21 protein-coding genes are annotated in these 26,214 nt (G+C 68.6%); 14 read left to right on the top strand and 7 right to left on the bottom strand.

Translation table 11 applies throughout. The features are described 5' to 3' along the window. Nucleotides 1–409 precede the first annotated feature (409 nt). From I6B53_RS00275 to pknB, 11 genes are all read left to right on the top strand, one after another. On the top strand, nt 410–943 hold the full coding sequence (locus I6B53_RS00275; protein WP_216764293.1) for an NUDIX hydrolase: 534 nt from the start codon (nt 410–412) through the stop codon (nt 941–943). Next, nucleotides 943–3,408, top strand: coding sequence for a DUF6049 family protein (locus tag I6B53_RS00270; protein WP_216764292.1), 2,466 nt, complete (start codon nt 943–945; stop codon nt 3,406–3,408). Before I6B53_RS00275 ends, I6B53_RS00270 begins: the two co-directional genes overlap by 1 nt. A gap of 167 nt (nt 3,409–3,575) precedes the next feature. Further along, nucleotides 3,576–6,920: a lipid II flippase MurJ gene (locus tag I6B53_RS10990; RefSeq protein ID WP_253953897.1), complete on the top strand. Its 3,345-nt coding sequence runs from the start codon at nt 3,576–3,578 to the stop codon at nt 6,918–6,920. A gap of 60 nt (nt 6,921–6,980) precedes the next feature. After that, nucleotides 6,981–8,021, top strand: coding sequence for a thioredoxin-disulfide reductase (gene trxB / locus I6B53_RS00260; protein ID WP_216764291.1), 1,041 nt, complete (start codon nt 6,981–6,983; stop codon nt 8,019–8,021). Nucleotides 8,022–8,333: 312 nt separating this feature from the next. Beyond that, entirely contained in the window at nt 8,334–9,038 is a 705-nt protein-coding gene (locus tag I6B53_RS00255) for a DUF3662 and FHA domain-containing protein (protein WP_216764290.1), read from the top strand. Beyond that, nucleotides 9,035–9,529, top strand: a complete 495-nt coding sequence (locus tag I6B53_RS00250) for an FHA domain-containing protein (RefSeq protein WP_216765249.1) — start codon at nt 9,035–9,037, stop codon at nt 9,527–9,529. The genes I6B53_RS00255 and I6B53_RS00250 overlap by 4 nt, the downstream gene beginning before the upstream one ends. Nucleotides 9,530–9,532: 3 nt before the next feature. After that, a complete protein-coding gene (locus tag I6B53_RS00245; RefSeq protein WP_216764289.1) occupies nt 9,533–10,933 on the top strand; it encodes a PP2C family serine/threonine-protein phosphatase in 1,401 nt (466 codons plus the stop codon). Next, on the top strand, nt 10,933–12,333 hold the full coding sequence (locus tag I6B53_RS00240; RefSeq protein WP_216764288.1) for an FtsW/RodA/SpoVE family cell cycle protein: 1,401 nt from the start codon (nt 10,933–10,935) through the stop codon (nt 12,331–12,333). The genes I6B53_RS00245 and I6B53_RS00240 overlap by 1 nt, the downstream gene beginning before the upstream one ends. Further along, complete coding sequence (locus tag I6B53_RS00235; protein ID WP_216764287.1) at nt 12,330–13,787, top strand: penicillin-binding protein 2; 1,458 nt, start codon at nt 12,330–12,332, stop codon at nt 13,785–13,787. Before I6B53_RS00240 ends, I6B53_RS00235 begins: the two co-directional genes overlap by 4 nt. Continuing rightward, entirely contained in the window at nt 13,784–15,127 is a 1,344-nt protein-coding gene (locus tag I6B53_RS00230) for a serine/threonine-protein kinase (protein WP_216764286.1), read from the top strand. Before I6B53_RS00235 ends, I6B53_RS00230 begins: the two co-directional genes overlap by 4 nt. Next, complete coding sequence (gene pknB, locus I6B53_RS00225) at nt 15,124–17,133, top strand: Stk1 family PASTA domain-containing Ser/Thr kinase (RefSeq protein ID WP_216764285.1); 2,010 nt, start codon at nt 15,124–15,126, stop codon at nt 17,131–17,133. The genes I6B53_RS00230 and pknB overlap by 4 nt, the downstream gene beginning before the upstream one ends. A 56-nt stretch (nt 17,134–17,189) precedes the next feature. On the opposite strand, the gene I6B53_RS00220 is transcribed toward pknB, so the two are convergent. The 4 genes from I6B53_RS00220 to I6B53_RS00205 form a co-directional block, all read right to left on the bottom strand. Continuing rightward, nucleotides 17,190–17,831 (bottom strand): aminodeoxychorismate/anthranilate synthase component II, encoded by a 642-nt coding sequence (locus I6B53_RS00220; RefSeq protein WP_216764284.1) that lies wholly within the window; start codon nt 17,829–17,831, stop codon nt 17,190–17,192. A gap of 79 nt (nt 17,832–17,910) precedes the next feature. Then, a complete protein-coding gene (locus I6B53_RS00215; protein ID WP_216764283.1) occupies nt 17,911–18,066 on the bottom strand; it encodes a hypothetical protein in 156 nt (51 codons plus the stop codon). Between the two features lie 12 nt (nt 18,067–18,078). Beyond that, entirely contained in the window at nt 18,079–18,861 is a 783-nt protein-coding gene (locus I6B53_RS00210; RefSeq protein WP_253953896.1) for a class E sortase, read from the bottom strand. Between the two features lie 13 nt (nt 18,862–18,874). After that, the gene (locus I6B53_RS00205) at nt 18,875–20,095 is read right to left on the bottom strand and encodes a DUF881 domain-containing protein (protein ID WP_253953895.1); all 1,221 of its coding nucleotides are present in this window, start codon (nt 20,093–20,095) and stop codon (nt 18,875–18,877) included. Nucleotides 20,096–20,241: 146 nt separating this feature from the next. On the opposite strand from I6B53_RS00205, the gene I6B53_RS00200 reads away from it, so the two are divergent. Then, complete coding sequence (locus I6B53_RS00200; RefSeq protein WP_216764281.1) at nt 20,242–20,505, top strand: cell division protein CrgA; 264 nt, start codon at nt 20,242–20,244, stop codon at nt 20,503–20,505. Between the two features lie 401 nt (nt 20,506–20,906). Here I6B53_RS00200 and I6B53_RS00195 read toward each other — a convergent pair whose 3' ends face one another. Both I6B53_RS00195 and I6B53_RS00190 read right to left on the bottom strand, forming a co-directional pair. Beyond that, nucleotides 20,907–21,659 carry a rhomboid family intramembrane serine protease gene (locus tag I6B53_RS00195; RefSeq protein ID WP_253953894.1) on the bottom strand — a complete coding sequence of 251 codons (753 nt, stop codon included), beginning with the start codon at nt 21,657–21,659 and terminating at the stop codon, nt 20,907–20,909. A gap of 270 nt (nt 21,660–21,929) precedes the next feature. Continuing rightward, nucleotides 21,930–22,451 (bottom strand): peptidylprolyl isomerase, encoded by a 522-nt coding sequence (locus I6B53_RS00190; RefSeq protein WP_216764279.1) that lies wholly within the window; start codon nt 22,449–22,451, stop codon nt 21,930–21,932. 153 nt (nt 22,452–22,604) lie between these two features. Between I6B53_RS00190 and I6B53_RS00185 the strand changes: the two genes are divergently transcribed. Continuing rightward, on the top strand, nt 22,605–23,216 hold the full coding sequence (locus I6B53_RS00185; RefSeq protein WP_216764278.1) for a hypothetical protein: 612 nt from the start codon (nt 22,605–22,607) through the stop codon (nt 23,214–23,216). Nucleotides 23,217–23,276: 60 nt separating this feature from the next. Here the strand turns inward: I6B53_RS00185 and I6B53_RS00180 are convergent, their stop codons facing one another. After that, entirely contained in the window at nt 23,277–24,155 is an 879-nt protein-coding gene (locus I6B53_RS00180; protein ID WP_253953893.1) for a Cof-type HAD-IIB family hydrolase, read from the bottom strand. A 128-nt stretch (nt 24,156–24,283) separates the two neighbouring features. On the opposite strand from I6B53_RS00180, the gene I6B53_RS00175 reads away from it, so the two are divergent. Further along, on the top strand, nt 24,284–26,212 hold the full coding sequence (locus tag I6B53_RS00175) for an adenosylhomocysteinase (RefSeq protein WP_253953892.1): 1,929 nt from the start codon (nt 24,284–24,286) through the stop codon (nt 26,210–26,212). Nucleotides 26,213–26,214 lie beyond the last annotated feature (2 nt).

The following is a 26,214-nucleotide window of genomic DNA, read 5'->3' as shown; positions in this document are numbered from 1 at the left end:
CGGGGACTTCAGGGGTGTGCGGGGACGCAGAGGCATCCGGTGCGGGGTGGGAGGTGTGACTCATCGCCACTAGCGTGCCACGTCTTCGGGCACCGACGAAGTCCTGCGGTGTTTCACGCAAGTGTCTGCGACGAGAACTCGGAGGTGGACTCGGTCCGCGTCGAGCGACCGTCCCGGTGGCACGAGGGCCCTCCGCCTCCCATTTCGCACACAATGCTGACGGCGGCTCGGGCCGACACAGGCCAAAAGCCCGGAATCCCCCCACTCTCGGCAACCGCGCCAGACTCCGATTGCGCACATCGTGTGCGGAACGGGTGGTGAAGAGGGTGACGGGCAGGGTGGTGGCACTCATCGCTGCCGCTCGGGGGCGCCTGAGCGACCCTGGACGCGCTCCAACTAGAGTGGAAGCATGTCTGCCCGCCCGCTCGACCGTCACGCCGGGGTCCCCCGACCCCCACGGCGTCGCACCTCGTCGCGGGCCCCACACGCCGCCCACCCGAAGCTCCCGGTCTCTGCGGAAACCTCTGCAGGTGGAGTCGTCATCGACGTGCGCGCAGGCATCCCCTACGTGGCGCTCATCGCCAGGCGCAACCGAACCGGCCGCATCGAATGGTGCCTGCCCAAGGGACACTTGGAGGCGGGCGAATCCGCCGAAAGGGCCGCCCTGCGCGAAGTCGCCGAAGAGACCGGCATCCGCGGACGCATCATTCGTCACCTCGCCTCCATCGACTACTGGTTCTCCAACCCCGACCGCCGTGTCCACAAGGTCGTCCACCACTACCTCATGGGGTACGTCGGTGGGCGCATCACTGTCGAGGGCGACCCGGACCACGAGGCCGAGGACGCCGCGTGGGTTCCCCTGAAGGAGTCCCTGCGCCTGCTCGCCTACCCCAATGAGAGGCGCATCGTCGGCATCGCCCTGGACCTGCTCTACCAGGACTGATGATGCCGACGAACTCCAGCCCCCACGTCGGCGGCCAGCCGGGCCCCGGCCGCCCACCTCTGCGAGCCCTCCTCACCCTGGCCCTCGCCACGGTCTTCGCACTGCTGCCGACTGCGCCCGCCGCCGCCTCGCACATGTCGCATCTGGCGGCTCCGCCCTCGTCACCCGCAGTGGCACCTCCCGCTCCCGCAAACCCCGCGCCGGCACCCACCGCCCCGCAGCGGCCCGACATCATGGTCCCCAGCCACCAGGACAACGGGCTGGCCGTGCGAATCACCCGGATCTCCCCCGCAGTCCTGACCGGCGAGGGCTCGATCTCCGTGTCGGGTACGATCCTCAACTCCTCCTCCGAGACCGTCCAGGACCCGTATGTGGAGCTCACCCAGCCGTGGGCCACCCCCTCCACCTCCGCGGACCTCATCTCCCAGCTGGCGGGTGAGGAGTGGGGTACCCACACGGTGTGGTCCGCCACAGTGACGATGACCCTCGCGCCGGGCGCCTCCGGCAGGTTCAGCATCTCGGTGCCGACCTCGTCGCTGGGGCTGACGGACACGGACATGTGGGGAGCAAGGGTCATTGGAGTCCACGTCGACGCGTGGGGGGCCGCCGGCGTCGACAGGACGGTGTTGGTCTGGGACCCGCAGGGACGAACCGGCAGCACCTCCATGGGCGTGTTGGTGCCGTGGACTGCGGCCAACGACCCCCTGAAGAGCCCCGACACCGCCTCCTCCGGCGCGCTCCCGTATGCCTCGACGGGCGCTGGGCTGATGGAGGTGATGAGGATCCCCGGCGTCTCACTGGCGGTCGAACCGGGGTTGCTCATGGGTCCGCAGTCGGGCGATTCCAGCGAGGGCGAGGCCGATGCCCCCCTTCCCGAGGGCCTGACCACCGGTGAGGGCTCCGCGTTCTGGCGCACCCTGCTCTCGGCGGACGAGCTCGTGGCTCTCCCGGCAAAGGATGCGGATGTGGGCCTGGCGGTGGCCACGTCATCGACTCTTCTGCCTCAGATGGTCCTGGCCACCCGCAGCGAGGTGGCCCCCGCCCTGCGGCGGATCAGCAGCGCCCTGGACGCCGCCCAGTCGACGCAGGGTGCCCAGTCCGGAGCGGTCGAGGGCGCCCAGTCCCACACCACCACTGGACCGGCTCCCGTCGACGACGCCCACTCCGCCTCAGGGAATGCGGGAGCCTCCGGGGTCCCGGGAGCCACCGTGCCCAAGGTTGTCGAGGGCGTCGTGTGGCCGACCTCGTCCTTCGGGCGCCCCCTGCTGGCCACCGTTCCCAAGGATCTCGTCATCGCCCCACCTGGGGCGATGCCCCTGTCCGACGGGGACTCGGTGACCCCGCCCGCGCGCATCCAGGTCGACGCCGACAGTGGCGCTGTGGTCGCGGGGAGCGGATCGGCGACCTCGGCCACCGTCCTCGTCCCACACAGGGACCTCTCCGAGCTGTTGGCATGGCAGCCCGACGACGAGGAAACCGCCCTTGACCAGCACCAGCTGCTCGCCGCCTTGGGGGCGTTGACGGCGCGGAGCACTGCTGGTGCAGGTGGTGCGCACCTTGTGGCGCTGCCTCGCGACACCACCATCGATGCGGGCCTGGCCGGGCGAATCCGCGCCCTGGTCGAACACCCGTGGATTCGGGGCGCCACCTTGACCCAGGTCGCCTCCTCGACCCCGTCAACCCTGCCCCGCACCGCCACGCCGGGTCCGACCCTGTCCGAGGGCGACCTGTCGAACGCCAGGAGTGTGGCCGCCCACGCCGGTCAGCTCGAAAAGCTTGTCGCCGCCGTGGACGATCCGGCGGCCGTCCACTCCTTCGTCCAGGACGACCTCATGGGAGCGCTGCGCACCGACCTCGCCCCCGAAACCCGTACGGGCCTGACGGGCCGCTTCGGCACACGTGTCACCGACCTCATGCACGGGATAGCGGTGGAGTCCTCCGGAACGGTCAACCTCATCAACAAGGAGGCGCGCTTCCCGGTGCGTGTACGCAGTTCACTGCCGTGGCCGGTCCACGTGAAGGTGAGTCTGCGCCCCTCGGACCCTCGCCTGTCGGTGACAGCTCCGGCCCAGGTCACCGTGCCTGCGCACGCATCGGTCACGGCCGAGGTGCCCGTGGAGGCGATCGGGTCGGGCGATCTGCATGTCACCTACGAGGTGCGCACCCCGGGCGGGCACGTCCTGGACGCGTCCTCGAAGGTGTTCGTGCGACTGCGTGCCGGCTGGGAGGATGCCGCCACCGCCGTCGCCGCCGTCCTGGTGGGCATCGCCTTCGTGTGGGGTGTGGCACGATCGGTGCGCAAGCGCCTGCGGGCGCGCGCCGGCGGCGTCTCGGGTGACGAGGGCGGGACGTCGGATGCTGCGTCGGCGCAAGAGGTGGAGGACTCGGGTGGGTCGGAGGAGTCGGCCCGGGCGCAGGATCCAGGGCCGCCGACGGAGTCGCTTCCGGACTCCGGGGCCGACTGAGGCGCCGCCCCTGCCGCGTCCTGGCGCATGGTGCCCTTCGCCACACGGGTGGCACCCGGCCTTCGTTCTCCCGACAATGGGGCGGTACGGGTCCGCTGCGAGGGCTCGTCTCCTGCGGGCGGCGCGCCAGGTGGGAAATGACATTGGCCCTCTGGGAAGGTGGAGGAATGACCACGAGCAAATCCTCGGCCTCGTCCTCTGGCGGCGGCTCGATCCTGCGGGCCAGCGCCCTCATGGCCTCGGGCACGATGGTCTCCAGAATCCTCGGCTTCGTGCGCAACGCCCTGTTGCTGGCCGTCATCGGCACGGCCGCCGGTGGCGTCAACGCCGCCTTCCAGACGGCCAACACCCTGCCCAACATGGTCTTCAACATCCTGGCCTCGGGCGTGTTGGACGCGATCCTGGTTCCACAGATCGTCACGGCCCTCAAGACCAGACACCAGGGGCAGCAGTACGTCAACCGCCTGCTCACCCTGGCCGGGACGCTGCTCTTCGGGATCACAGTGGTGGCGATGATCGCCGCCCCGCTGCTGGTCATCATCACCTCGGCCGGATACGACGCGCAGATCCGCTCCTTGGCGATCGCCTTCGCCCTTTTGTGCCTGCCCCAGATCTTCTTCTACGGCCTGTACAACCTGCTGGGTGAGTTGCTCAACGCCAGAGGCGTGTTCGGGCCCTACATGTGGGCGCCGGTGGTCAACAACGTCGTCGGCATCGCGGGCCTGGGCGTCTTCCTTGCCTTGTGGGGGACCTCTCCCACACGATTCGACGTCTCGGACCTCACCGCCCCGCAGTTCTGGCTCCTGGGCGGTTCGGCCACCCTGGGTGTCATCTGCCAAGCGGCATTCCTCCTGATCCCCATGAAGAGGGCAGGCATCGCTCTGCGCCCCGACTTCCACTTCAAGGGCACGAACTTCGGCTCCGCCTCGAAGGTGGCGGGCTGGACCTTCGCCACTTTGGGGGTCAGCCAGTTCGGAGTGATCTCTTCGAACAATCTCGCGGCGCTGGCCGACGCCTGGGGGCACGAGCACGGCACCTACGTGGTCGGCATCTCCGCGATGGCCACTGCCTTCATGATCTACATGGTTCCCCAGTCGCTGGTGTCGGTGTCGTTGGCCACCGCCGTGTTCACACGCATCTCCTCGGCCGTGGTCGACAAGGACGAGCCCGGGGTGGCGCACTGGTTCCACTTGGGAGTGCGTTCGACGAATGTGCTCACGATGCTGTTTGCCGCGGCCCTGGCCGCCGGCTCGGTCCCGATCATGCAGACGGTGGCATTGACCACCACGGAGCCGGAGCTGGTGCGCTCCTACGCGTGGGTGCTGCTGGCGTACCTGCCCGGACTGTCCGCCATGGGAATCCTGTTGATGACCCAGAGGGTCTTCTACGCCTACGAGGACGCCAAGCCGATCTTCCTGTCGGTCATCATCCCCAACGTCTTGCAGATCCTGGTCGGCTGGACGATCTACTTCCTCACCGACGCCCACTGGTGGGTGGTCGGCGCCGCCTTCGCCGAGACAGTGTGCCGAATCTCGCAGGCCTACATCGGGTTGCGCATGGTGGCCCGCCGCAACCGCCACATCGACGTGCCCAGAATCGTGCGCACGTACCTCACGTATTGGGCCACCGCCGTCATCGCAGTGGCCGTCGGCTTCGTCCTCATGTGGCTGGTGGGCATTGACACGGTCACGAACTCGACCCTGACCAGGTTGCTCGTGTCACTGGTGAAGGTCACTTTCGTCTGCTCCTTCACGATGGTCATCTACCTGGTCGCACTGCGGGCCATCTCACCTGCCGAGTCCGCGCGCACAGTGTGGCCGCTGCTTGCCCGGTTGCGCCTTCCCGCACCCCTGCTGTCGGTGCTCGCCGTCGATCCTGCGACCCGTCGCACCGCCCAGGACGGTGACCGCCAAGCTCTGCCCGTCGACCGGGAGGCCTCCGATCAGGTCATAATGGACCGGACCGCATCAACCGAAGGGATGGAAGGCGCCATGGACCCGGAACAGTCTGAGGACGCCGTGCCGACCACGGGCGCTTTCGACCCTTCGCACCCGGACACGACCAGCGGCGCCTCCTGGCTCGAGGACGACGACCAGACCGCCATCACCCGGGCCACCCGTGTCCCTGAACCCGAGCCCATTGAAGAACCCGAGGTCAGGAACTCCTCCGAACCCTTCACCGGTGCGCTGGACACGTCGTGGATCACCCTGGACGAGGAGACCTCCACGTCGCAGACCTCCGCCACGCAGGAGGCCCCGCCCGCCCTCGTCGAAGGCGACTTCGTGTGGACGCCGCCCGAGAACGAGACCGTGAGCACCCGCCTGCACGAGCCTCCTGCGACCATCGACGAGGGTGACGTCCTCGGCCCGCCGACAGGACTTCCCGGGATCGCGGACGGTGACGTGCACGACGACCCGGAGGCCACGGCCGTCCGCGGTGCCTTCGTCGCCGACGAAGCGACCGTCGTGCGCTCCGCGCCCGAGGACGAGGACCCGGAGGCCACGGCCGTCCGTGGCGCCTTCGTCGCCGACGAAGCGACCGTCGTGCGCTCCGCGCCCGAGGACGAGGACGATCCGAACGCCACGAAGATCGCCGGACTGCGCGTGGTCGACAAGTCCACCATTGTCCGGTCGATCCCGCTGATCCCCGCCGCTTCCGCCACCCCCGGTGTGACAGAGGCAGCGGACTTGCCCGACCCGGCCGACGAGGCGACCGCCATCCGCACTGCCCCCGACGATGCCACAGTCGTCCGCACATCCGCGGAGGAGGCGACCGCCATCCGCACCACTGCCACCTTCGCCCCCACCGGGGCTGCGGCCGGGGCGGCATTCGGCACGGTGGGCACCGGCGACCAGGACGGCGAACAGCGCTGGTGGTTGTTCGACCCGACGATCCCCTCTTTCGTCGTGGCCGGCGGCCTGGTCATCGTCGGCGGCATCTGGGCGCTGAACACCGCGTTTGCGCCGCTCGGCCCGGGAAGCGACCTCGGCTTCGCGGCCGCCCCCGACGTGGCCCAGTCGCAGCAGTCCGGCCAGTCCGAACAGTCGGCCGTGGCCGATCCCGCCCCTGCGCCGGCGCCGGCGCACGCCCCCCAGATCTCTTCGGCCCAGGTGTTCTCCTGGGACGGCAGCGGTGACCACGAGGATGAAGCGATCAACTTGATCGACGGCCGTCCTGAGACCCAGTGGCACTCGCGCTGGTTCGACGACAACCGCTTCACCGACGACAACACGGTCACCGTGCTGCTCAAGCTCAAGGAGAAGACGAAGGTCAGCCAGATCACCTTGGCCATGGACCCGACGACCTCCGGCGGTGAACTGGTCGTGCGTTCGGTGAATCCGGACACTCCACGTCAGGGAACAGAACTGGCCAAGACCGCGTTGAGTCCGACGACGACGATCAGCCTGCCCCAGCCTGTCGAGACCGACGCGATCTCGCTGTCGTTCCGAACCATGCCGACCTCGCAGGACGGCAAGGCCTGGGCGTGGATCAGCGAGATCACCGTCAAGTGACCCGGCCCGCTGCGCGGGCGCCACTCGCGGGGTGACCCGCACCCGAGTTCTGGAGGACCGATGACCGATTCCGCCGCTTCCCCGTTCACCCTCGCCCCCGGCATCTCCTTGGGCGCAGGCTTGGGCCCCGGAGTGCAGGACAGCGCCGCACCTGAGGCTCCGGCCGGCGAGCCGACCGTCCACGAGGTCGTCATCGTCGGGTCGGGACCCGCCGGGTACACGGCGGCCGTCTACACGGCGCGCGCGGGTCTGCGACCGGTCGTCGTCGCGGGTGCGCTGACGCCGGGCGGCGCCCTGATGAACACCACCGAGGTCGAGAACTTCCCCGGTTTCCCCGAGGGGATCCAGGGACCGGACCTCATGGACCGCATGCGCGAGCAGGCCGAGAAGTTCGGCGCCGACGTGCGCCACGAGGACGCTCTGGCGGTCGACCTGACCGGCGAGGTCAAGACCGTGACCTTGGGGGAGGAGGTCCTGCGTGCCCGCGCCGTCATCCTGGCCACCGGCTCCGAGTACCGCCACCTGGACGTCCCGGGTGAGGAGGAGTTGTCCGGGCGTGGTGTGAGCTACTGCGCCACCTGCGACGGCTTCTTCTTCCGCGACAAGGAACTGGTGGTCGTGGGCGGCGGCGACTCCGCGATGGAGGAAGCGACCTTCCTCACGAAGTTCGCCTCGAAGGTGACCGTCGTGCACCGCCGCGACCAGCTGCGCGCCTCCAAGGCGATGGTCGAGCGCGCCATGGCCGACCCGAAGATCGAGTTCGCGTGGAACGCCACCGTGTCGAAGGTGGTGGGCGAGGACGCGGTGACCGACGTGGAGCTGACCTCCACGGTGGACGGCTCCGTGTCGACCTTGGCCACCGACGGGGTCTTCGTGGCCATCGGTCACCTGCCGCGCACGGGCATCCTTGCCGGTCAGGTGGAGTTGGACGAGGCGAACTACATCCGCGTGGCCGAGCCTTCCACGGCCACCAACCTGCCAGGCGTCTTCGCCTGCGGTGACGCGGTGGACCACACCTACCGTCAGGCGATCACCGCCGCGGGTTCAGGCTGCCGCGCGGCCCTCGACGCGGAGCGTTGGTTGGCCGCCCAGGGGCACTGAGAGTCCCCCTGCGGGATCTCCTCTTCTTCACGTGGGCGGGGCACCAGGTCGTCGAGCTCGGTGCCCCGCCCACGGGTGCACCGGACGTCCCGGGTCCCAGGACTGCCCTGCGGAACTGACCAAGAGTTCGGACGCACATGCGTTCGAAGCGGCGTACAAGAACTCGGACTCTTTGATCAATGTGACACTTTCGGCCCTCCGAGCGCCCAATCCCACGCCGCCGCGTGTTCACCAGCCGGTTAGACTGGCAATGGGACCGCGTGTTCGCAGCTCGGCCCCGCGTCCCGGCGCCCACCGGGAAGAGGAGAGACGATGAGCATCTTCGACCGCTTCGAGAATGCGGTGGAGCGCGGCCTGAACGGCGCGTTCTCACACGTGTTCCGGTCGGAGATCAAACCCGTCGACATCACCTCGGCCATCCGGCGCTCCATGGACAAGGGGGTGCGCGAGCTCTCCTCCCACCGTTCGGTGGCGCCGAATTCCTTCACGGTCAAGCTCTCCACCGCGGACATCCAGAGCCTCGGCCCGGATCTTGACATGCTGGCGGGTGAGCTCGCTGATGACGCGGCACGGCATGCCGCCGACAGCGGGTGGACGCAGCTGGGCCCCACGACGGTCGCCTTCGAGTCCTCCGACCAGGTCGACCGGGGGCACCTGCGGGTCGAGGCCCGCGCCCGGCGTGGCGCCGTGGCGCCCGCTGCCAATGTCGCTCCTTCGCCCGAACATCCTGTCATCGACGTCGGCGGCCAGAAGTGGCTGCTCACGGACACGGTGACGGTGCTCGGCCGGGGTAGCGAGGCCGACGTGGTCGTCGACGACTCGGGAGTCTCACGTCGCCACCTCGAACTGCGCATCACCCCCTCCGGTGTGATCGCCACCGATCTCGGCTCCACCAACGGCACCTTCGTCGAAGGCCACAAGGTCGAGGCCGCGACACTGCTCGACGGCAACCAGATCGTCATCGGTCGCACACGTATCCTTTTTTGGACCCATCCCAGTGACAGCGAGGCGATCTGATGACTGACCTCACCTTCACGATCCTGCGAATCGGTTTCCTGGTCCTGCTGTGGCTGCTGGTCCTGTGGGCCGTGCACACCCTGCGCCTGGACATCTTCGGCACCGTCGTCACCCCCCGAGGCAAGGGACGCCGTGAGGCGGATCGCCGACGCAAGGACTCTCGCCGCAAACGACCCGACCCCTCCGCCGTGGACAGCGGCCCCACTTCACTGCTCATCACCGGCGGGCCGCTGGTCGGCACCGTCATGAACCTGGGGGCCACGCCGATCGTCGTCGGACGCTCCCCCGCATGCAACCTCGTCCTCGAGGACGAGTACTCCTCGGCCCACCATGCGCGCCTGGCCCCCGACGGCCAGGGAAACTGGTGGATCGAGGACCTCGGTTCACGCAACGGCACCAGTGTCGATGACGAATTGCTCGAATCCCCGCGCGAGTTGCGCGTGGGTGACATCGTGCGCATCGGGCAGACGACCATGGAACTGGTGAGGTGAGTGATGCCGACCACGGGTGTCCAGTTCCGTTGCGCCGCACGCTCCGATGTGGGCCTGGTGCGGGCCAACAACCAGGATTCCGGCTACGCCGGGGCGAATCTGCTGGTGCTTGCCGACGGCATGGGCGGACCGGCCGGTGGGGACATCGCCTCATCCGTCGCCATCGCCCACCTGGCACCCCTGGACACGGACAACCACCCGGCCGACTCACTGCTGCCGCTGCTGCGTGAGGCCCTCATGGACGCCCATGAGGAATTGGCCGAGCGTTCCACTCACGATCCCGACCTGCAGGGTCTGGGCACCACGTGCATCGCGCTCATGCGTTCTGGCAACAAGTTGGCCATGGTCCACATCGGCGACTCGCGCGCCTACGTCCTTCGGGACGACACCCTGACCCAGGTCACCACCGACCACTCCTTCGTCCAGTACCTGGTCGACACCGGCCAGATCACTGCCGAGGACGCCGAGCACCACCCTCAGCGCAATGTCGTGCTGAGGATCCTCGGGGACTCCCAAGCAGATGTCACCCCCGACGAGACCGTGCGTGAAGCCATTGTCGGCGACCGGTGGCTGCTGTGCTCGGACGGGCTGTCCGGGGTGGTCTCGGCCGAGACCATCGGGAACGTCCTGGCCTCCGTCGACGACCCGGGAGCCTGCGCCGAGGAACTCATCCGTCTGGCGCTGCTGGCCGGCGGCCCGGACAACGTCACCTGCGTCGTGTGCGACATCGCGCCCGTGGGCGCGTCGGAGCCGGCTCCCCCGCAGATCGTCGGCGCCGCCGCGAAGGACCGCCGCGCCCCTTCCCGTGGGGGCAAGGGGGCAGCCGCGCGTGCCGCCGCCCTCGACTCCTCCGGGGGGTCCGAGGACGAGGACGACGATGCCGACGACGAGGCGGAGCCACGACGTTCCCACTTGGCACCTGTCATCACCCTTCTGCTCACCGCCGCCGTGGCCGCCGGCGCGTGGCTGGGTTGGACGTGGACCCAAACCCAGTACTACGTGATCGGTGAGAACGACTTCGTCACCGTCCACCAGGGCATCCCCCAGTCGATTGCCTCCTGGAAGTTCAGCCACCGGATCGAGGTCACCGACATCGCCCTGTCCGACCTGCCTCCTGTGCACAGGCAGCTGCTCGCCGAACCGGTGACCAAGGGGTCGCGCGAAGAGATCGACACCTATCTCGACCAATTGGCCCGCAGTGCGGAAGAGACCCGTGCACGCGCACGCGACGAGGCCGCCCAGTCGGGGGATCACGCGCAGTCCGGCGACACCGCCCAGTCGGCGGACCGGGCCCAGTCCGCCCGCCGTGGCCGCACGGCGGACTCACCCGCCTCGGCGCGCACACCCACCGTGAGCCCTCCCCGCTCCGCTCCTGCGAGAACCACAGGCGGGGGTGCACGCTGATGGCCACGGTGTCCATCGCACCTGCCCGTCCCCACCGAGTCCTCGAAATCGTCCTCATGCTGGTGGCGTTGGCCGCCGGTGTCGGCGGCTACGTGCTCTCCAGCCTCAACCGCACCGGCGAGCTGCCCGTGAACCTCGGCCAGCACGTGGCGATCCTGGTCGCCGTGGCGGTCGTCGCCGAGGTCGGCATCCACTTCCTGGCCCCCTACGCCGACCCCGTGATCCTTCCGGTGGCCGTGGCCCTGACGGGCCTGGGCCTGGCAATGATCTACCGGCTGGACCTCAGCTACGCGATCATCGACCCCGACCAGGTCGTCGGGCTGCGCCAGCTCGTCTTCGTCGGCCTGTCCATCGCCCTTGCGGCTGTGGTCCTGGTCCTGCTGCGCGACCACCGCCTGCTTCGCCGCTACACCTACACCTTCGGCGCGTTCTCGCTGATCCTGCTGCTCTTGCCGATGATCCCCTTCCTCGGGCGCCAGGCCAACGGCGCCCAGGTGTGGATCAGGCTCGGCCCCCTGTCCTTGCAGCCCGGTGAGCTGGTGAAGATCACGCTGGCCCTGTTCTTCGCCGGATACCTCGTGGCCAATCGCGACAACCTGGCGATCGGCGGGCCCAAGATCCTGGGCCTGCGCTTGCCGCGTCTGCGCGACCTGGGGCCGATCATGGTCGTGTGGATGGTCGGCATCGCGATCCTGGTCCTCCAACGGGACCTGGGGACCTCGCTGCTGCTCTTCGGACTGTTCGTCGCCACCTTGTACGTGGCGACGAATCGCGTGTCGTGGCTGGTCATCGGCTTCTTGCTCTTCGTGCCCGCAGTGTTGGTGGCAATCCAGCTCTTCTCCCACGTCAGGCACCGCTTCGACGTGTGGCTCAACCCTCTGGACCCGAAGATCTACGAGTTGGAGTTCGGCAGCTCCTTCCAGCTGGTCCAGTCCTTCTTCGGACAGGCCTCCGGCGGGCTGCTGGGCGCCGGATGGGGTCGCGGCTACCCGCAGCTCGTGCCATTGGCGAACTCCGACTTCATCTTGTCCTCCTTGGCCGAGGAACTCGGTTTCGTGGGAATGGCGGCGGTGTTGCTGCTCTATCTGATCCTCATCGAACGGGGGATGCGTGCGGCCATCGGCGTGCACGACGGTTTCGGCAAACTCCTGGCCACAGGCCTGAGTTTCTCCCTCGCCCTGCAGCTCTTCGTCGTGCTGGGCGGAGTCACGGGCCTCATTCCCCTGACCGGTCTGACCGCGCCCTTCCTGGCGGCAGGTGGATCCTCGATGGTCTCCTCGTGGCTGACCGTGGCCCTGCTGCTGCGCGTCTCGGACGCCGCACGCCGACCCGCACAAGCCCCCACTCCGTGGAGCTCTTCACGTGAGGACCCCACGACCACGGAGGTGGTCACGGCATGAACACCCAGATCCGCAGGCTCTTCGTCATCGTCCTCGTCATGTTCGCCGCCCTGGGAGTGGCGCTGACGAACAACCAGTTCCTGCGCGCCCAGCAACTGACCGCGGACTCGCGCAACACCCGCTCCATCTACCAGGCGGCGGAGATCGAACGCGGACCGATCATCGTCGGTGGCGAGGCCGTGGCCACGTCGACCCTCATCGAAGGCTCCAAGCGCTACCAGCGCTCCTACCCCCAAGGGCCCCTCTACGCGCCGGTGACCGGCTGGTTCTCCGCGTCCTTCTCCTCCGCCACCGGACTTGAGGCGGCCGCCGACACCACCCTGGACGGCCAGACCGACGCCCTCTTCCTCCAGCGCATGCGCAACCTCGTCACCGGACAGTCCCGCCAAGGCGGCGGCGTGGTGTTGACCATCGACCCGGCCATGCAGAAGGTGGCGGCCGAGCAGTTGGGTGACAGGCGCGGTGCGGTGGTCGCCCTCGACGTGCGCACCGGGGCCGTCCTCGCCCTGTACTCCTCACCCTCCTTCGACCCGAACCAGCTTGCCCAGGCCGAGGGAAGCGCAGCGGCCGCCGCCCACCAGACTCTCTCGGAGGCGCCGGGACGTCCCCTGATGAACAGGGCGATCGCCGGAGACCTCTACGCTCCGGGCTCGACCTTCAAGGTGCTCACCACGGTTGCCCTGCTGGAGAAGGGAGAGGTCACTGCGGACACCCCGATGCCCTCCCCCGTCGAGGCGACACTGCCGGGCTCCTCGACGACCGTGCCCAACATCGAGTCGGCCGAATGCGGCAACGGAAAGCCCACGCTGACCGAGGCCTTCGCCAGGTCGTGCAACACGACCTTCGTCCTGGCCTCGGCCTCACTCACGCACGACGAACTGGCCCATGTGGCCACACGCTTCGGCTTCGGCACCGAAGAGGACATCCCGGTTCCCGTGACCCCGTCGGTCTTCCCCGACTCCACCGACCAGGCGCAGTTGGCCCTGGCCTCGATCGGCCAGTACTCGGTTCGGGCCACACCGCTGCTCATGGCGCAGGTCGCGCAGGCCATCGGCAATGGCGGGGAGATGATGCAGCCCTACCTGGTGGCCGAGGTGGTCGACCACGACCTGCAGGTGCGCTCGACCACGGCTCCGTCTTCACGAGGGCGGGCCACCGACAGGACCACTGCGGCCACCGTGACCTCGATGATGCGTGCAGTGGTCGAACAGCCCTACGGGACGGGCGGCGAACTGGCCATCGACGGGATCCCCGTGGCCGCCAAGACGGGCACCGCCGAAGTCGGTGGCGACTCCGGCCGCGCCAACGCCTGGGCCATCGGCTTCGCGCCCGCCGACGACCCGAAGATCGCCTTCGCCGTCCTCGTCGAGGGCGACGACACCGAGCCGGTGCCCCACGGGGGAACCACCGCAGCCCCCATTGCCCGCGCGCTGCTGGAGGCGGGTCTCCAATGACGCCCGACCGCAATCCTGCGGTCGCCGGGCGGATGCTCGGCGGCCGATACGTACTTCTTTCCCACATCGCCCAGGGCGGCATGGGTGAGGTCTGGAAGGCCCGCGACCGGACGACGGGTCAGATGGTGGCCGCCAAACTGCTGCGCCCGGAGCTCTCCGGCGAGCACCTCTCCCTGTCGCGTCTGCGCATCGAAGCCGACAACGCCATGCGCATCCACCATCCGAATGTCGCCAATGTCCTTGACTCCGGCGAGGACTCCGGCCGGGGCTGGATCGTCATGGAACTCATCGACGGTCGCCCCCTGACCGCCTACCTGTCCGGCGGCAAGCGGCTGGACGTCCAACACCTGCTGCCCCTGCTCATGCAGATGGCCATGGCTCTGGGCGCCGCCGAGGAGGCGGGCGTGGTCCACCGCGATGTCAAGCCCGCCAACGTCCTCGTGCGCATGGACGGGATGGCCAAACTCACCGACTTCGGCATCTCACGCACCACCGAACAGGTGACACTGACCGCCGACGGCATGGTCATGGGCACCGCCCAGTACCTGCCCCCGGAGCAGGCCATGGGAGAGGACGCCACGCATTTGGGCGACCTGTACGCCCTGGGTGTCATCGCCTACGAGGCCGTGGTCGGGAGGCGTCCCTTCACCGGCCAGACCCAGGTCGACATCGCCTTCTCCCACGTCAACGACCCCGTGCCGCCACTGCCTTCGGACGTGCCGCAGGAGTTCGCCGACGTCGTCATGCACCTGCTGTCGAAGGACCCGATGCGCCGACCGGAGTCCGGCACGTCGCTGGCCCGCGAGCTCATGACGGTGGCGAACCAACTGGGCATCGACATCGCGCCCACCCCCCTGCCCGAACCCGAGGGGTCCGGCGCCGGGAGCGCATCGACCGGGTCGAGTGCCGTGGCGCCCGTGCGTCACGAGAAGCGCACCCACCTGGACGCCGAGCTGCTGGCCCCGGTCGACATGGACGTCGAGGCGCCTGATGTGCAGCTTCCGCCTGTGCCCAGTCGCGGCAGCGCCGCCCGTGACCGTACCCGCGCCGACGCCCTGCCCACCTCTCCCAAACCCGGCCCGCGGATGTTGCGCCCGAACTCCCCGACAGGAGCGTCCTCGACTCCACCGGTGCCCGACCGGGAACTCACCACCAAGTACAACCGTTCACGAGTGGCCAGAACCAAGCCGGGGGTCGTCGAGATCATCCTGTGGGTGCTGATCATCTGCGTACTTCTTGGCGCAACCCTTGCTCTACTCGGTACTATCCACACCAGATTCGGAAATCCTGCGGCCACCATCTCTGCGGGGCTTCCACCCATCGAGGAGGTCACGACATGACTGAACCCACGGCCAGGCGCCTCGGGGGACGCTACGAGGTTCGCTCACCCATCGGGCGGGGCGGCATGGCGGAGGTGCACCTCGGCTTCGACACGCGCCTGTCACGCGTCGTGGCCATCAAGATGCTGCGCACCGACCTCGCCCGTGACGCCGTCTTCCAGGCACGCTTCCGCCGGGAAGCCCAGTCGGCTGCCTCCCTCAACCACCCCAACATCGTCGCCGTGTACGACACGGGTGAGGAAGCGGTGCTCGGCGCGGACGGCCGCACCGTGCCGGTGCCCTACATCGTCATGGAGTACGTCGAGGGCCACACGGTCAAGGACCTCCTGGCCGACGGCACCCCTGTGCCCATCGACGAGGCCGTCGAGATCACCTCCGGTGTGCTCTCCGCCCTGGAGTACGCGCACTCGGCCCACCTGGTGCACCGGGACATCAAGCCCGGCAACGTCATGCTGACCACGCAGGGCAAGGTCAAGGTCATGGACTTCGGCATCGCCCGCGCACTGACCGACTCCCAAGCGACCATGACCCAGACCAACGCGGTCGTGGGCACCGCCCAGTACCTCTCTCCCGAGCAGGCCCGCGGCGAGCAGGTCGACACCCGCTCCGACCTGTACTCCACCGGCGTGCTCCTCTTCGAGTTGCTCACCGGGCGGCCCCCCTTCAAGGGGGACTCCGCGGTGGCCGTCGCCTACCAGCATGTGCAGCAGCTGCCGCCCACGCCCTCGTCAATTGCCCCTGACGTGCCCGAACCGCTGGACCGCATCGTCATGAAGGCCTTGGCGAAGGACCGTGAGGACCGCTACCCCAATGCCTCGGCGATGAAGGCGGACCTCATCCGCCTGTCCCAGGGCGCGCAGGTCAACGCCCCGGCCACGGCCGTGTGGGCGCAGACGCTGCAGCCGCCGACTGACGCCACCCGCACGATGGCCGCTCCGCCGCTTCCCAGCGCTCCGACGGTTCCCGTTCAGCGTCCCACCCGTCCGACCCGCCCGCCGCAGGAGGCGCCGGTGGCCCTGGCCGACACGAACCAGGAGGACCAGGATCCGCCGTCGATGACCAAGCGCATCGTCCTCATCGTCGTCCTGGTCCTTGCCGCCGTCGCACTGGCGGTCGGCACCTGGTACGCCTTCGGCTCCGATGCCGGCCAGTCCCACTCCAACGAGTTCGTCGCCGTCCCCGACGTGTCCGGCAAGACCCAGGCCGAGGCCAAGACGGCGCTGGAGACAGCCGGCTTCAAGGTGGAACTGTCCGATGCCGTCCCGCACGACACGATCCCGGTGGACATGGTCGCCCAGACCGATCCGGCTGCCGGTGTCGAGGTCGAGAAGGGCAAGACCGTCAAGATCCACCTGTCCTCCGGGCCGTCCTCGGTCACTGTGCCGACGAATCTCGTGGGGCTGACTCCGGACGAGGCCAAGGCCGCAGTCGAGGCCGCGGGCCTGACCTGGGAGGTCTCCACCGACAAGGTCGTCTCCGACTCCGTGGAGGAGGGCAAGATCGTCAAGACGAACCCCTCACCCGGCCAGAAGGTCAAGGCCGGCACGAAGGTCGTCGCCTACCTGTCCTCCGGAACCGACAAGGTCACCGTGCCCGACGTCGCCGGCATGACCCAGGAGCAGGCGCGCAAGGCCTTGGAGACCGAGAATCTCACGGTGGGCAATGTCATCACGCAGAACCACCCCAGCGCCCCGGCCGGCAAGATCATCGAGTCGCACCCGGCTGCCGGTGAGAGCGCGAAGAAGGGCGACCAGGTCGAGATCGTCGTCTCCGACGGTCATGTGACCATCCCGACCGGGCTGGTCGGAGCCCAACGCGCCCAGGTGGAACAGGCCCTGAAGGACTTGGGCCTGACCGTCACGATCACCGAGGTGGACAACCCGGCGGCTGCGGGTACGGTCCTGGCCATGTCGACCGCGGAGGGCAGTGTCGTGGCCCAGCGGGCCTCGGTCTCGGTGACGGTGTCCAAGGGGCCGAGGGCGAACTCGCCGCAGTCGGCACACTGAGGTCGGGCTTCACGCCTCGCTCCACCGGCCGTGAAGGCCGGCGTGGGGTCGGAGCCTCACAGGGTCGAACGCGCGGCCACCATCGGCGCCATGGTGGCCGCACGGGCCGGAGCCTCCGTGTCCCCGCACACCGCCAGCCAATTCGCCAGCATCTTGTGGCCCTGCTGGGTCATCACCGACTCTGGGTGGAACTGGACGCCCTCCAGGGGCACCTCGCGGTGGCGCAGGCCCATGATGACGCCCTCGGCGGTGGTGGCACTGACCTCCAGGCACCCGGGTACGGTCTGGGGCACGACCGCCAGCGAGTGGTACCGCGTGACCGTCAGCGGGCAGTCCACGCCCTCGAAAACCCCACGCCCGTCGTGGGTGATGACCGAGGTCTTGCCGTGCATGAGTTCGGGCGCACGGGTGACCGTGGCTCCGAAGAACTCCCCCAGTGCCTGGTGGCCCAGGCACACACCGAGCATCGGCGCACCGTGCGCCGCACAGTCCTCGATGACCTGCAAGGACGCTCCTGCCTGCGCCGGGGCACCGGGGCCGGGCGAGACCAGCACCCCGTCCCACGGGCTCTCCTGCCACCACCGGGGGTCGACCTCGTCATTGCGCACGACGTGGACCTGGGCGCCCATGTGGCGCAGGTATCCGACGATCGTCCACACGAAGGAGTCGTAGTTGTCCACGCACAGGATGCGTGCCATGTGTGCCCCCTCAGGGTCGTGGTCCACTGGCGTTGTGGCGGTCGGGAACCACGGTTGCGGTCGACCGCCCTTGTCGCGGTCAACCGACGTTCGTGTCACCGATGTGGAAGTACTCCTGCGCCCACGGGAAGGTCCACGTGAACAGGGCGTACACGATGCCGGCAATGATGATCAGCGCTTCGATGACCTTGAGCCACACGGGACCGGGCAGGTGCCGGAAGATCCATGAATACACGTCGGGCTCCTCTCACTGACCCTCGGGGGCGCGCACCTGCAGGTCGGGTTCGCCGACCAGGGCCTTGGGCACTCCGGCCGACTTGGGGGTCCAGGACTCCCAGTCCAGGTGGATGATGTAGCGTTCGGCGATGCCCCAGTCCGGGTGGCAGGTGGTCATCGTCATCATGCGTTTCTTCGGGACCTGGGTGAAGGTCGCATCTCCTGGCACGGGCGCGATGACGCGCACATTCGTCTGGTCGTAGGCGTCGACGATCTCCCACGAGGCCACGGAGTAGGTCAGGTAGTGGTCGGCCAATTCGACGACCACCTTGTCACCGGCTTTGAATTCCTCGACGCGCTGGAAGATTTCGCCGTAGGTGCGCCGGTGTCCGGCCACGGCGAAGTTGCCGATGGCGCCGGGTTTTCCGGTGGTCGGGTAATGCCCGGCCGCACCCGTGTTGAGCACGTCCAAGGTGGTGCCCTCGGCGATGGGGGCGCGCAGCCAGTTCCACGAGGGAACGTGGATGACGGCGAAGTCCTCGCCCTCGGAAAGGCTCTGGGAGAAGTCCGGCGGGTCGGTGGTCAGGTCCGTCCCCGCCCCGGTCGAAGCCGGCGCGTGGGCGACGGTGAAGGACGCGGCACGCTGGTTCAACGTGTCCTGGACTTCGTAGGTGGTCCAGAAGGCCTGCCAGAAGGCGAACAGGCCCAGGACCACCGCCACGGTGATGAGCAATTCGCCGAAGATGCCGATGACGTCGAGGACGAGCGTCGCGGCGGTGCGGGGCCTGCGGGTCTTGGACCCGCGGCGTCTCACGTGACTTGCCACTTCACTCCACCACCTTCGCATACGTCAGGACGGCGTCCTGGGACGTACCGGGCATGGAGATCCTGTCTCTGGTCTCCATGTTCCAACCCAGTCCGTAGAGTGCCACATACTTCCGGTAGTTCACCACACGTGGGTTGGCTTCGACCGTGGCGACCAGCGTGTCCGCGTCGCCGATGGCCGCGATCTCGTAGGGCGGGGCGTAGGAGGTGCCGCCGACCAGGATGACATTGCCGATGCATCGCACCACGGTGCGTGAGGAGATCCGTTCACCCTGCACTGTCATCGCTTCGGCGCCGCCTTCCCACAGGGCGTTCATGACGTCTTCGATGTCCTGCTGGTGGATGACCAGGTCGTTGGCGGTGAGTCCCTCGGGGATCTCGCCGGGGGGTGCGTCGGTCAGGGTGACCACCACCCCCGGGCCGGAGACGGGGCCGTTGAGGGCGGCGGCGGCTTCGTCGACGGGGGCGTGTGAGGTTCCTGGTGCCGTCGCATTGACGAGGGCGTCCGCCTGCGCGGCGATGTCGTCACGGGCGGACTGCAGTGAGGCGACGTCTTCCTGCCGCTGTCTGACCAGGCCGACCAGGTCGGAGTCGGTGTCGCCGGTCTGGGTGGTCGCCGCTGAGACCTGGAAGAGCAGCCCGGAGGCCAAGGTGACGACGAAGACGGACAGCCAGGAGCGCAGGCGCGAGAATCGGGCGAGCGGTGTGGGCGCGGGGTCGGAGGGCGCGGTGGATGGGGCGCCGGCCTGGTCGGAGTCATCCGGTTCCTTCTGTTCTTCCGGAGCTCGCGGCCCCGCCGGCCGCTGCTGCGCCGGCTCCTTTCGGGGTTCTTCCGCCGGCACCTGTGTGGGCGGAAGGTCCAGGGCCTTCGCAGCCTCCGAGAGGTCGCCGTCCGCGTCACCGGTCTCCATTGGCGAGGCCGCAGCGGCCTGCTCCTCAAGGACCTCGGGTTCCTGTGTGGAAAGTCCGGTCTCGATCGCGGGCGCGCCAACCTCATCCGCGGGCGCGCCGCCCTCGTCCTCGGGCCGCGTGGCCTCGCCACCGTCGGCTTCCTCCGGCGAGTTCTCCTCCTCGGCCGGCCGGCTCTCGTCCTCGTCCTCGGGCGGTGGCAAAAGAGGGACGGTCTCCTCGGAGGCAAGGTCGCCGGCGGCAGGCGCCAGCGCGTCGTCAGGGGCCTCGGCGGCGCCATCGGAGCGGTCCATGCTTCCCTCGATTCCGTGCATCAGCCGCTCCCGGTGCGCTGCGGATCGCGCACCCCGGGTGGGCATTGTTGACTGTCGTGGCTCCGAGACTAGGCTAGGCCCAGTGTCGCCGCCTGCGGCACCAGGCCCGGCTTGTGTCCGCGGCTCAAGAGAACGGAAGGACCGACGTGCCCGAGTCGAAGAAGCGCCGGAAGAACGGCGAGGTTGCCCACGAGGACACCGAGATCCATTCCTGGACCGATGGAATCCCGCCCTCTCCCCAGTGGTGGGCGCCGGTCTTCCTGACCTTCCTGCTGCTCGGACTCGTGTGGGTGCTGGTCTACTACATCTCGCAGGCCCAGTACCCGATCCCCGGGTTGAACTGGTGGAACTTGGTCATCGGACTGGGGTCCATGCTGGTCGGCCTGTTCATGCTCATGCGTTGGCGCTGAGAGAGTCGTTGAACCTTGCACTCCCGCCCGTCGGTTTTCGACGGGCGGGAGCTTCGTCCAGAGCTCGGTCGTCGCACCGCGCGAGGCCCGCGAGGTGACGGTTGTGTATCAGTACTGATACTCGAAATGCCTGATTTCCAGTGCAAACACCCGGCTGTCCACAGCTCCGTCCACACCTGGGGATGAATTACAGCGGTGTCTTTTTGCAGACAGTCACTGCGAAATGATTCATGGACATCCACCGCGAGCCTCTGTCCACAGCTGTGTCCACAGGGATACGTGGAAACGTGTGTGAGCTCGGGCCGCAATGGTGAACCTCGGCCCCCGAGATCCGGGCCGCCCTCGGCTGCGCGGTCCAGGACGCCCGCGGCGGCCGCTTGTGCCGCATTCCCGCCAACTCCTCAGCCGAGCACCTCGAAGAGCACCCGATAGGTCAGCAACACCAGTCCGGCAAGCGCCACCGCCATGGCCACACCTGTCGCGACGGATCGCATGTCCTGGGCCTTCGCAGTCACTCCCGGCCGAGGCCTTGCCAGGGCGACCAGCCCCCACGTCACCAGGGCGCCCACGACCATGCCACCCAGGTGCGCCTGCCAGGACACATTGGGCACCATGAAGCCGTAGACCAGGTTCACACCCAGCAGGACCAGGACGGACCTGGTGTCCACGCCGGCCTTGCGTTGCAGGACGAACACGGCCGCATACAGTCCGAAGACTGCACCCGACGCCCCCACCGTGACCTGCGTCCACGTGGCCGGGGCGAAGAGCACCCACACGAGCACCGCCAGTGAGCCGCCGACCGCCGACAGGACGTACAGCAGGGCGAAGCGCCATGCACCCATGGCCTCTTCCAGGGCGCGGCCCACCCAGTACAGGGAGAGCATGTTGAAGAAGATGTGCATGAGCCCGCCGTGCAGGAAGGCGGTGGTGAGGAAGCGCCAGGGCTCGACCTGACCCACCTGGGGCGTGAAGGCCATCGCCTGGAAGACCGCCGGCGAGACGAGGTCGACCAGGAACACCAGGGCGCACAGGCCCATCATCACGTAGGTGACGATCGGGCCCCGGGTCGCCGAACGCCGCGCACGTCGCACGGTTCCCGCGCAGTCCACGCACAGGGAGCGCACCTCGGTGCGCACGACACAGTCGATGCACATCGGTCGATTGCACCGCTTGCAGTAGTCGACGCTGCGCTGACTCGGGTGCCGCGGACACGACGGGGCCGCACGCGGGTCGGATCGCTGGCCGTAGACGGGCTGGTCGCTCACAGGTTCTCCCGATGGACGAGGGCGAAGGTGGGCCCGAGGCGCGCAGACAGCGCCGGGCAACGGTGACGAGGGCGAGGCGATGCGTGGACCGGGGCCCGGAACGCAGCGTGCCCCGCCCTCGTCAATGGGATGCGAACCGCCGGGGCCGCACCCGAAGGATCACTCGGTCACATCCACCGAGGAAATGGTCACGTCCTGGACAGGGCGGTCGTTGCGGCCGGTCGGCACGGAGACGATGGCGTCCACGACACGCTTGGAGTCCTCGTCGACGACTCGCCCGAAGATGGTGTGGTTGCCCTGCAGCCACGGGGTCGGGGCCACGGTGATGAAGAACTGCGACCCGTTCGTGCCCTTGCCCATGCGCTTGCTGGCGTTGGCCATGGCCAACAGGTACGGCTGGTCGAAGGCCAGGTCGGGGTGGATCTCGTCGTTGAAGGTGTAGCCGGGGCCACCGGTTCCGGTGCCCAGCGGATCGCCGCCCTGGATCATGAAACCGGGGATCACCCGGTGGAAGATGACGCCGTCGTACAGGGGGCGGCTGGTCTTCTGGCCGGAAGCGGGGTCGGTCCACTCGCGCTGACCGAGAGCCAGGTCCACGAAGTTCTTGACGGTGTAGGGCGCGTGCTCGGGGAACAATTCGATGCGGATGTCGCCCTTGGAGGTGTGAATGGTGGTTTCCATGCCCCCATCGTCCCATTGCGCAGTGCGATGTGCGAGACCATCGGACGCCACCGCGGGGTGTTTCGGTGCACAATGGGGGGTGAAGTGCGCGCACGACGGGTTCCGCCGGGACCTGGCGCACCCCAGCCAATGCGCAGACCGATGGAGGAACCAATGGCCAAGAACACCGGGCTCGACACCGACAAGCTGAAGACCGAGGCACTCCAGATCCGTGACGCCGTCGCGGTTCATGCAGGTCGTGTCGCGGTTGCTGCCACCGACCTGGCCGAGCAGGGCCTGGACTGGGCCGCCCCTCGCGCCCAGGCTGCCCTGGAGACTGCGATCCAGCGCGCCACGCCGCTGGTCGAGAGCGCTGCCGACCGCGCACAGGACGCTGCCGAGCGCGCCAAGCCGATCATCGGTGACGTCCGCGAGCGCGTCGTCGACGACTACCTGCCGCGCATCCACCGCGCCGTGGAGGAGTCGGGTTCTGCTCTGAGCGCCAATGGTTCGCTGGTCGAGCGCGCCACCCGCGCCCGTGAACTCGGCGCCCTTGCCCTGACCACTCCGACCCGCAAGGTGCGTCGCAAGCGCACTTTCCTCAAGGTCCTGGGCTGGACGGCCGCGACCGGCGCCGTGGTCGGCATCGGCTACCTGCTGTGGAAGCGTTCGCAGCCGATCGAGGACCCGTGGGCCGAGGAGTACTGGGCCGACCTGGAGTCCGACACGATCGTTCCTGCCATGGAGCCCGAGAAGGTCGAGGAGTCCCCCGAGGACGACGCCTGACGGGAAGGGCCTGACAGAGGAGGGGCGCATTGCCGAAGCAATGCGCCCCTCCTGTCTTCGTCACGTCCCCAACAGGTGCCTGGTCACGGTGAGCACACCGGCCTCGGAGTTGGCCGGAGCCACGTACCGCGCCGCCGCAACCACCTGCGGGTGGGCGTTGGCCATGGCGAAACTCCAGTGGGCGTGGTCGAGCAGGCCCAGGTCGTTGTGGAAGTCCCCGAAAGCCAGGGTCTGCTCGGGCCCGATGCCCAGGCGCTCTTGCAGGGCGGCCAGCGCCACGCCCTTGTCGACCCCCTTGGCCTGCAGGTCGGCCCAGTTGTGGCCCGACACCGCGTACTGGTGGGTGGCGGCGAAGGGCTCCAGGGCCATGCGCGCGGTGGTCGTGATCGGTGTCGTGCAGTAGGCGGCCACCTTGATGACGTCGTCGTCGATCTGCCCCGACCTCGTCTGCTCCAGGACACCCAGCAGGTCATCGACCTTTCGCGTGCGGTGGTAGTAGGGCATGACACCCGCGATGAAGACCTCGTCGTGCCTCTCGACGTAGGCGCAGGCCTTGCCGCACATCACCAGTCCGCAGTCCTCGCCGGCCTGACGCGCCCTGCGCACGCCACGCACCACCTCGGCCACTGTCTGGTGGTCCATGGACACCGAGGAAATCTCCGTCCCACCGCGCATGACGATGGCGCCGTTCTCGGCGATGACCGTCATCTCGCCCTCGACCCGGTCGAACATGTCCAGCAGCGTCCAGCACTGGCGGCCGGAGGCGGGGGCGAAGACCACGCCTCGCCTGTCGAGTTCGTCCAGCAGGGGCCACAGGCCTTCGGGGATGCGCTTGTCGTCGTCCAACAGCGTGCCGTCCATGTCGGCGGCGACCAGACGGATGTCGGCATCGGTGGGCAGCTGGGACAGGGGCGTGGGGTTCGCGTGGTGTGAGCTCACCCCACCATTGTCGCCGATCCGGCGGGCCCGCCCGGCGGGAGTTTCCTCACCCGCCCGCCCGGCGCCACACATGTGAGACCTGCCGACTGCCCGTCAGCGCCGACCTTCGCGCTGCTAACGTCGTCCTCGTGCCGCTGAACCTGGTCCGTCGATTCGCCGCCGCCACCAACCTGCTGGTGTGCGGGCAGCGTTTCCTCGTCATACCCGCAATTCCGGGGACCGACAGTGCCCCCTCTTTCGACCAGGACGAGGCCGGCGCCCTGTGCGATCTCTTGCGCGCTCTGGGCGCCTTTCCCGAGGTGGTCGCGTCGCCCGACTCTTTGCCACCCGATTCCGCGTGGCGGCTCGGCTCCCTCGACCTGTCGGTGTTCGCAGCCGTTCTGGACCTGTCGGGCCACGTCGATTCGGCACCGGGCACCGTCCTGGTGAGCAGGCGGGGCGATGGAAGGGTGAGCGTCGTGGACCCCGCAGGTGCGCCTCTGGAGAGTCCGCACGAGGTCGGCCAGGCCGCCCCGACCTCGGCGTTGACCCAGAATGGGCTCCCACGAAGGGATCCCGGCGACCGCGCGCAGGAGTCGGCCCCCACCGCCTCGACCGGACCCGCCTCACGGCGCATCGCTTGGGCGCGCACCCACATGCCCATCACGGTGGCGGCCGTGCAGGCCCTGGCCACACGTGGCCTGCTCAAAGGGCGGCGGATCGGCGTGTCCCTGGTCCTGGAGCCGAAGACGGCAGTCCTGGCCCTGTTGCTGGCCGAAGCCGGCGCAGAGGTCTTCGTCTTCGGGCACGCGTCCGAGACCCGCGACGACGTGGCCGATGTCCTGCGTGGGGCAGGTGTGACCGTCTTCGCAGAATCGACCGCGGACCCGGCGCGGGAGGAGGCTCTGGCGCGGCAATTCCTGGCCCAGGGTCTGCATCTGCTGCTGGACGACGGCTCTCACCTGATCCGAATGGCCCACGACCCTGGGCGTGCACCCGGCGCCCTGGACCACATGATCGGCTGTGCGGAAGAGACCACTTCCGGGTTGCGGCCGTTGCGCACGCCCGGTTCGGCAAGTGTGCCGACGGATGATCGGGGGCAGGTCGGGGCCGAAGAGCCGAAGGGACGGGCAGATGGCTTCGGCCAGGGCGAGCCGCCTGTCCGGGGTCTTCGGCAGCGCACCCCCGTGCGCCCCGCGATCCCTGTCATGGCCAGCAATGATGCGCGTTCCAAGACCCTTTTCGACAACGCTTACGGCACCGGCCAGTCCTGCCTCATGACGGCGCTTGACCTGTTGGACCCCGACCACTCGGATCGCGCACTGGCCCGCTCGGGCCTGGTCGGCACGCGAGTTCTGGTGCTCGGCTACGGGGACGTCGGGCGTGGTTTCGCGCGCCTGGTGCGCGGCCTCGGGGGTGAGGTGGACGTGGCCGAGATCGACCCGGTGCGTCTGCTGCAGGCGCGCATGGACGGCTGCGGGACCGGCGCCCTGGGGCACGAGGGCGCCCTCGCGTTGGCGCCGGGTGCGCACTGGATCGTCTCTGCCACGGGTGAGCCGCACACCGTCACTGCGGACCTCCTCGCTGCGGCCCGCGACGGCGCCTTGTGCTTCGTCATCGGCGGAGTCGACCAGGAGATCGCCGTTGACCAAGCCGTGGCACGCGGCGCCACATGGCAGACGGACCCTCGCCGAGCCGTCGAACACCTGCGCGTGCCCGACCGGGCGGGCGGGCCCGGACCACTCGTCACGATTCTGGACCGCGGGGGCTGCCTCAACTGCACCGCCGGTGAGGGCAACCCCATTGAGATCATGGATCTTTCCTTCGCCGTGCAGGTGGCTGCCCTGGAGCATCTGTTGCTCGGCGAGGGCGCCCTCGCCCCCGGGATCCATCTCCTGCCCAAGGAGGCGGATGACGCGGTGGCCGCCGCCGCCATCTCACTGGCCAGCGCCTCCCCCGCCCTGGCCCCAGTCACCGTGAAACTCGTCGAAAAAGCGCTGAAGGACGAATCTCACGGAATGACGGACGAATCCCAGCAAATGAACGACGAATCCCAGACCACTGACGACAAGCACTGACG

The sequence above is a fragment of the Schaalia sp. 19OD2882 genome, assembly GCF_018986735.1.
In the GTDB taxonomy this organism is placed as follows: domain Bacteria; phylum Actinomycetota; class Actinomycetes; order Actinomycetales; family Actinomycetaceae; genus Pauljensenia.
Note: the sequence above shows the minus strand (reverse complement) of the source record. Positions and strands in the feature narration are given on the sequence as shown.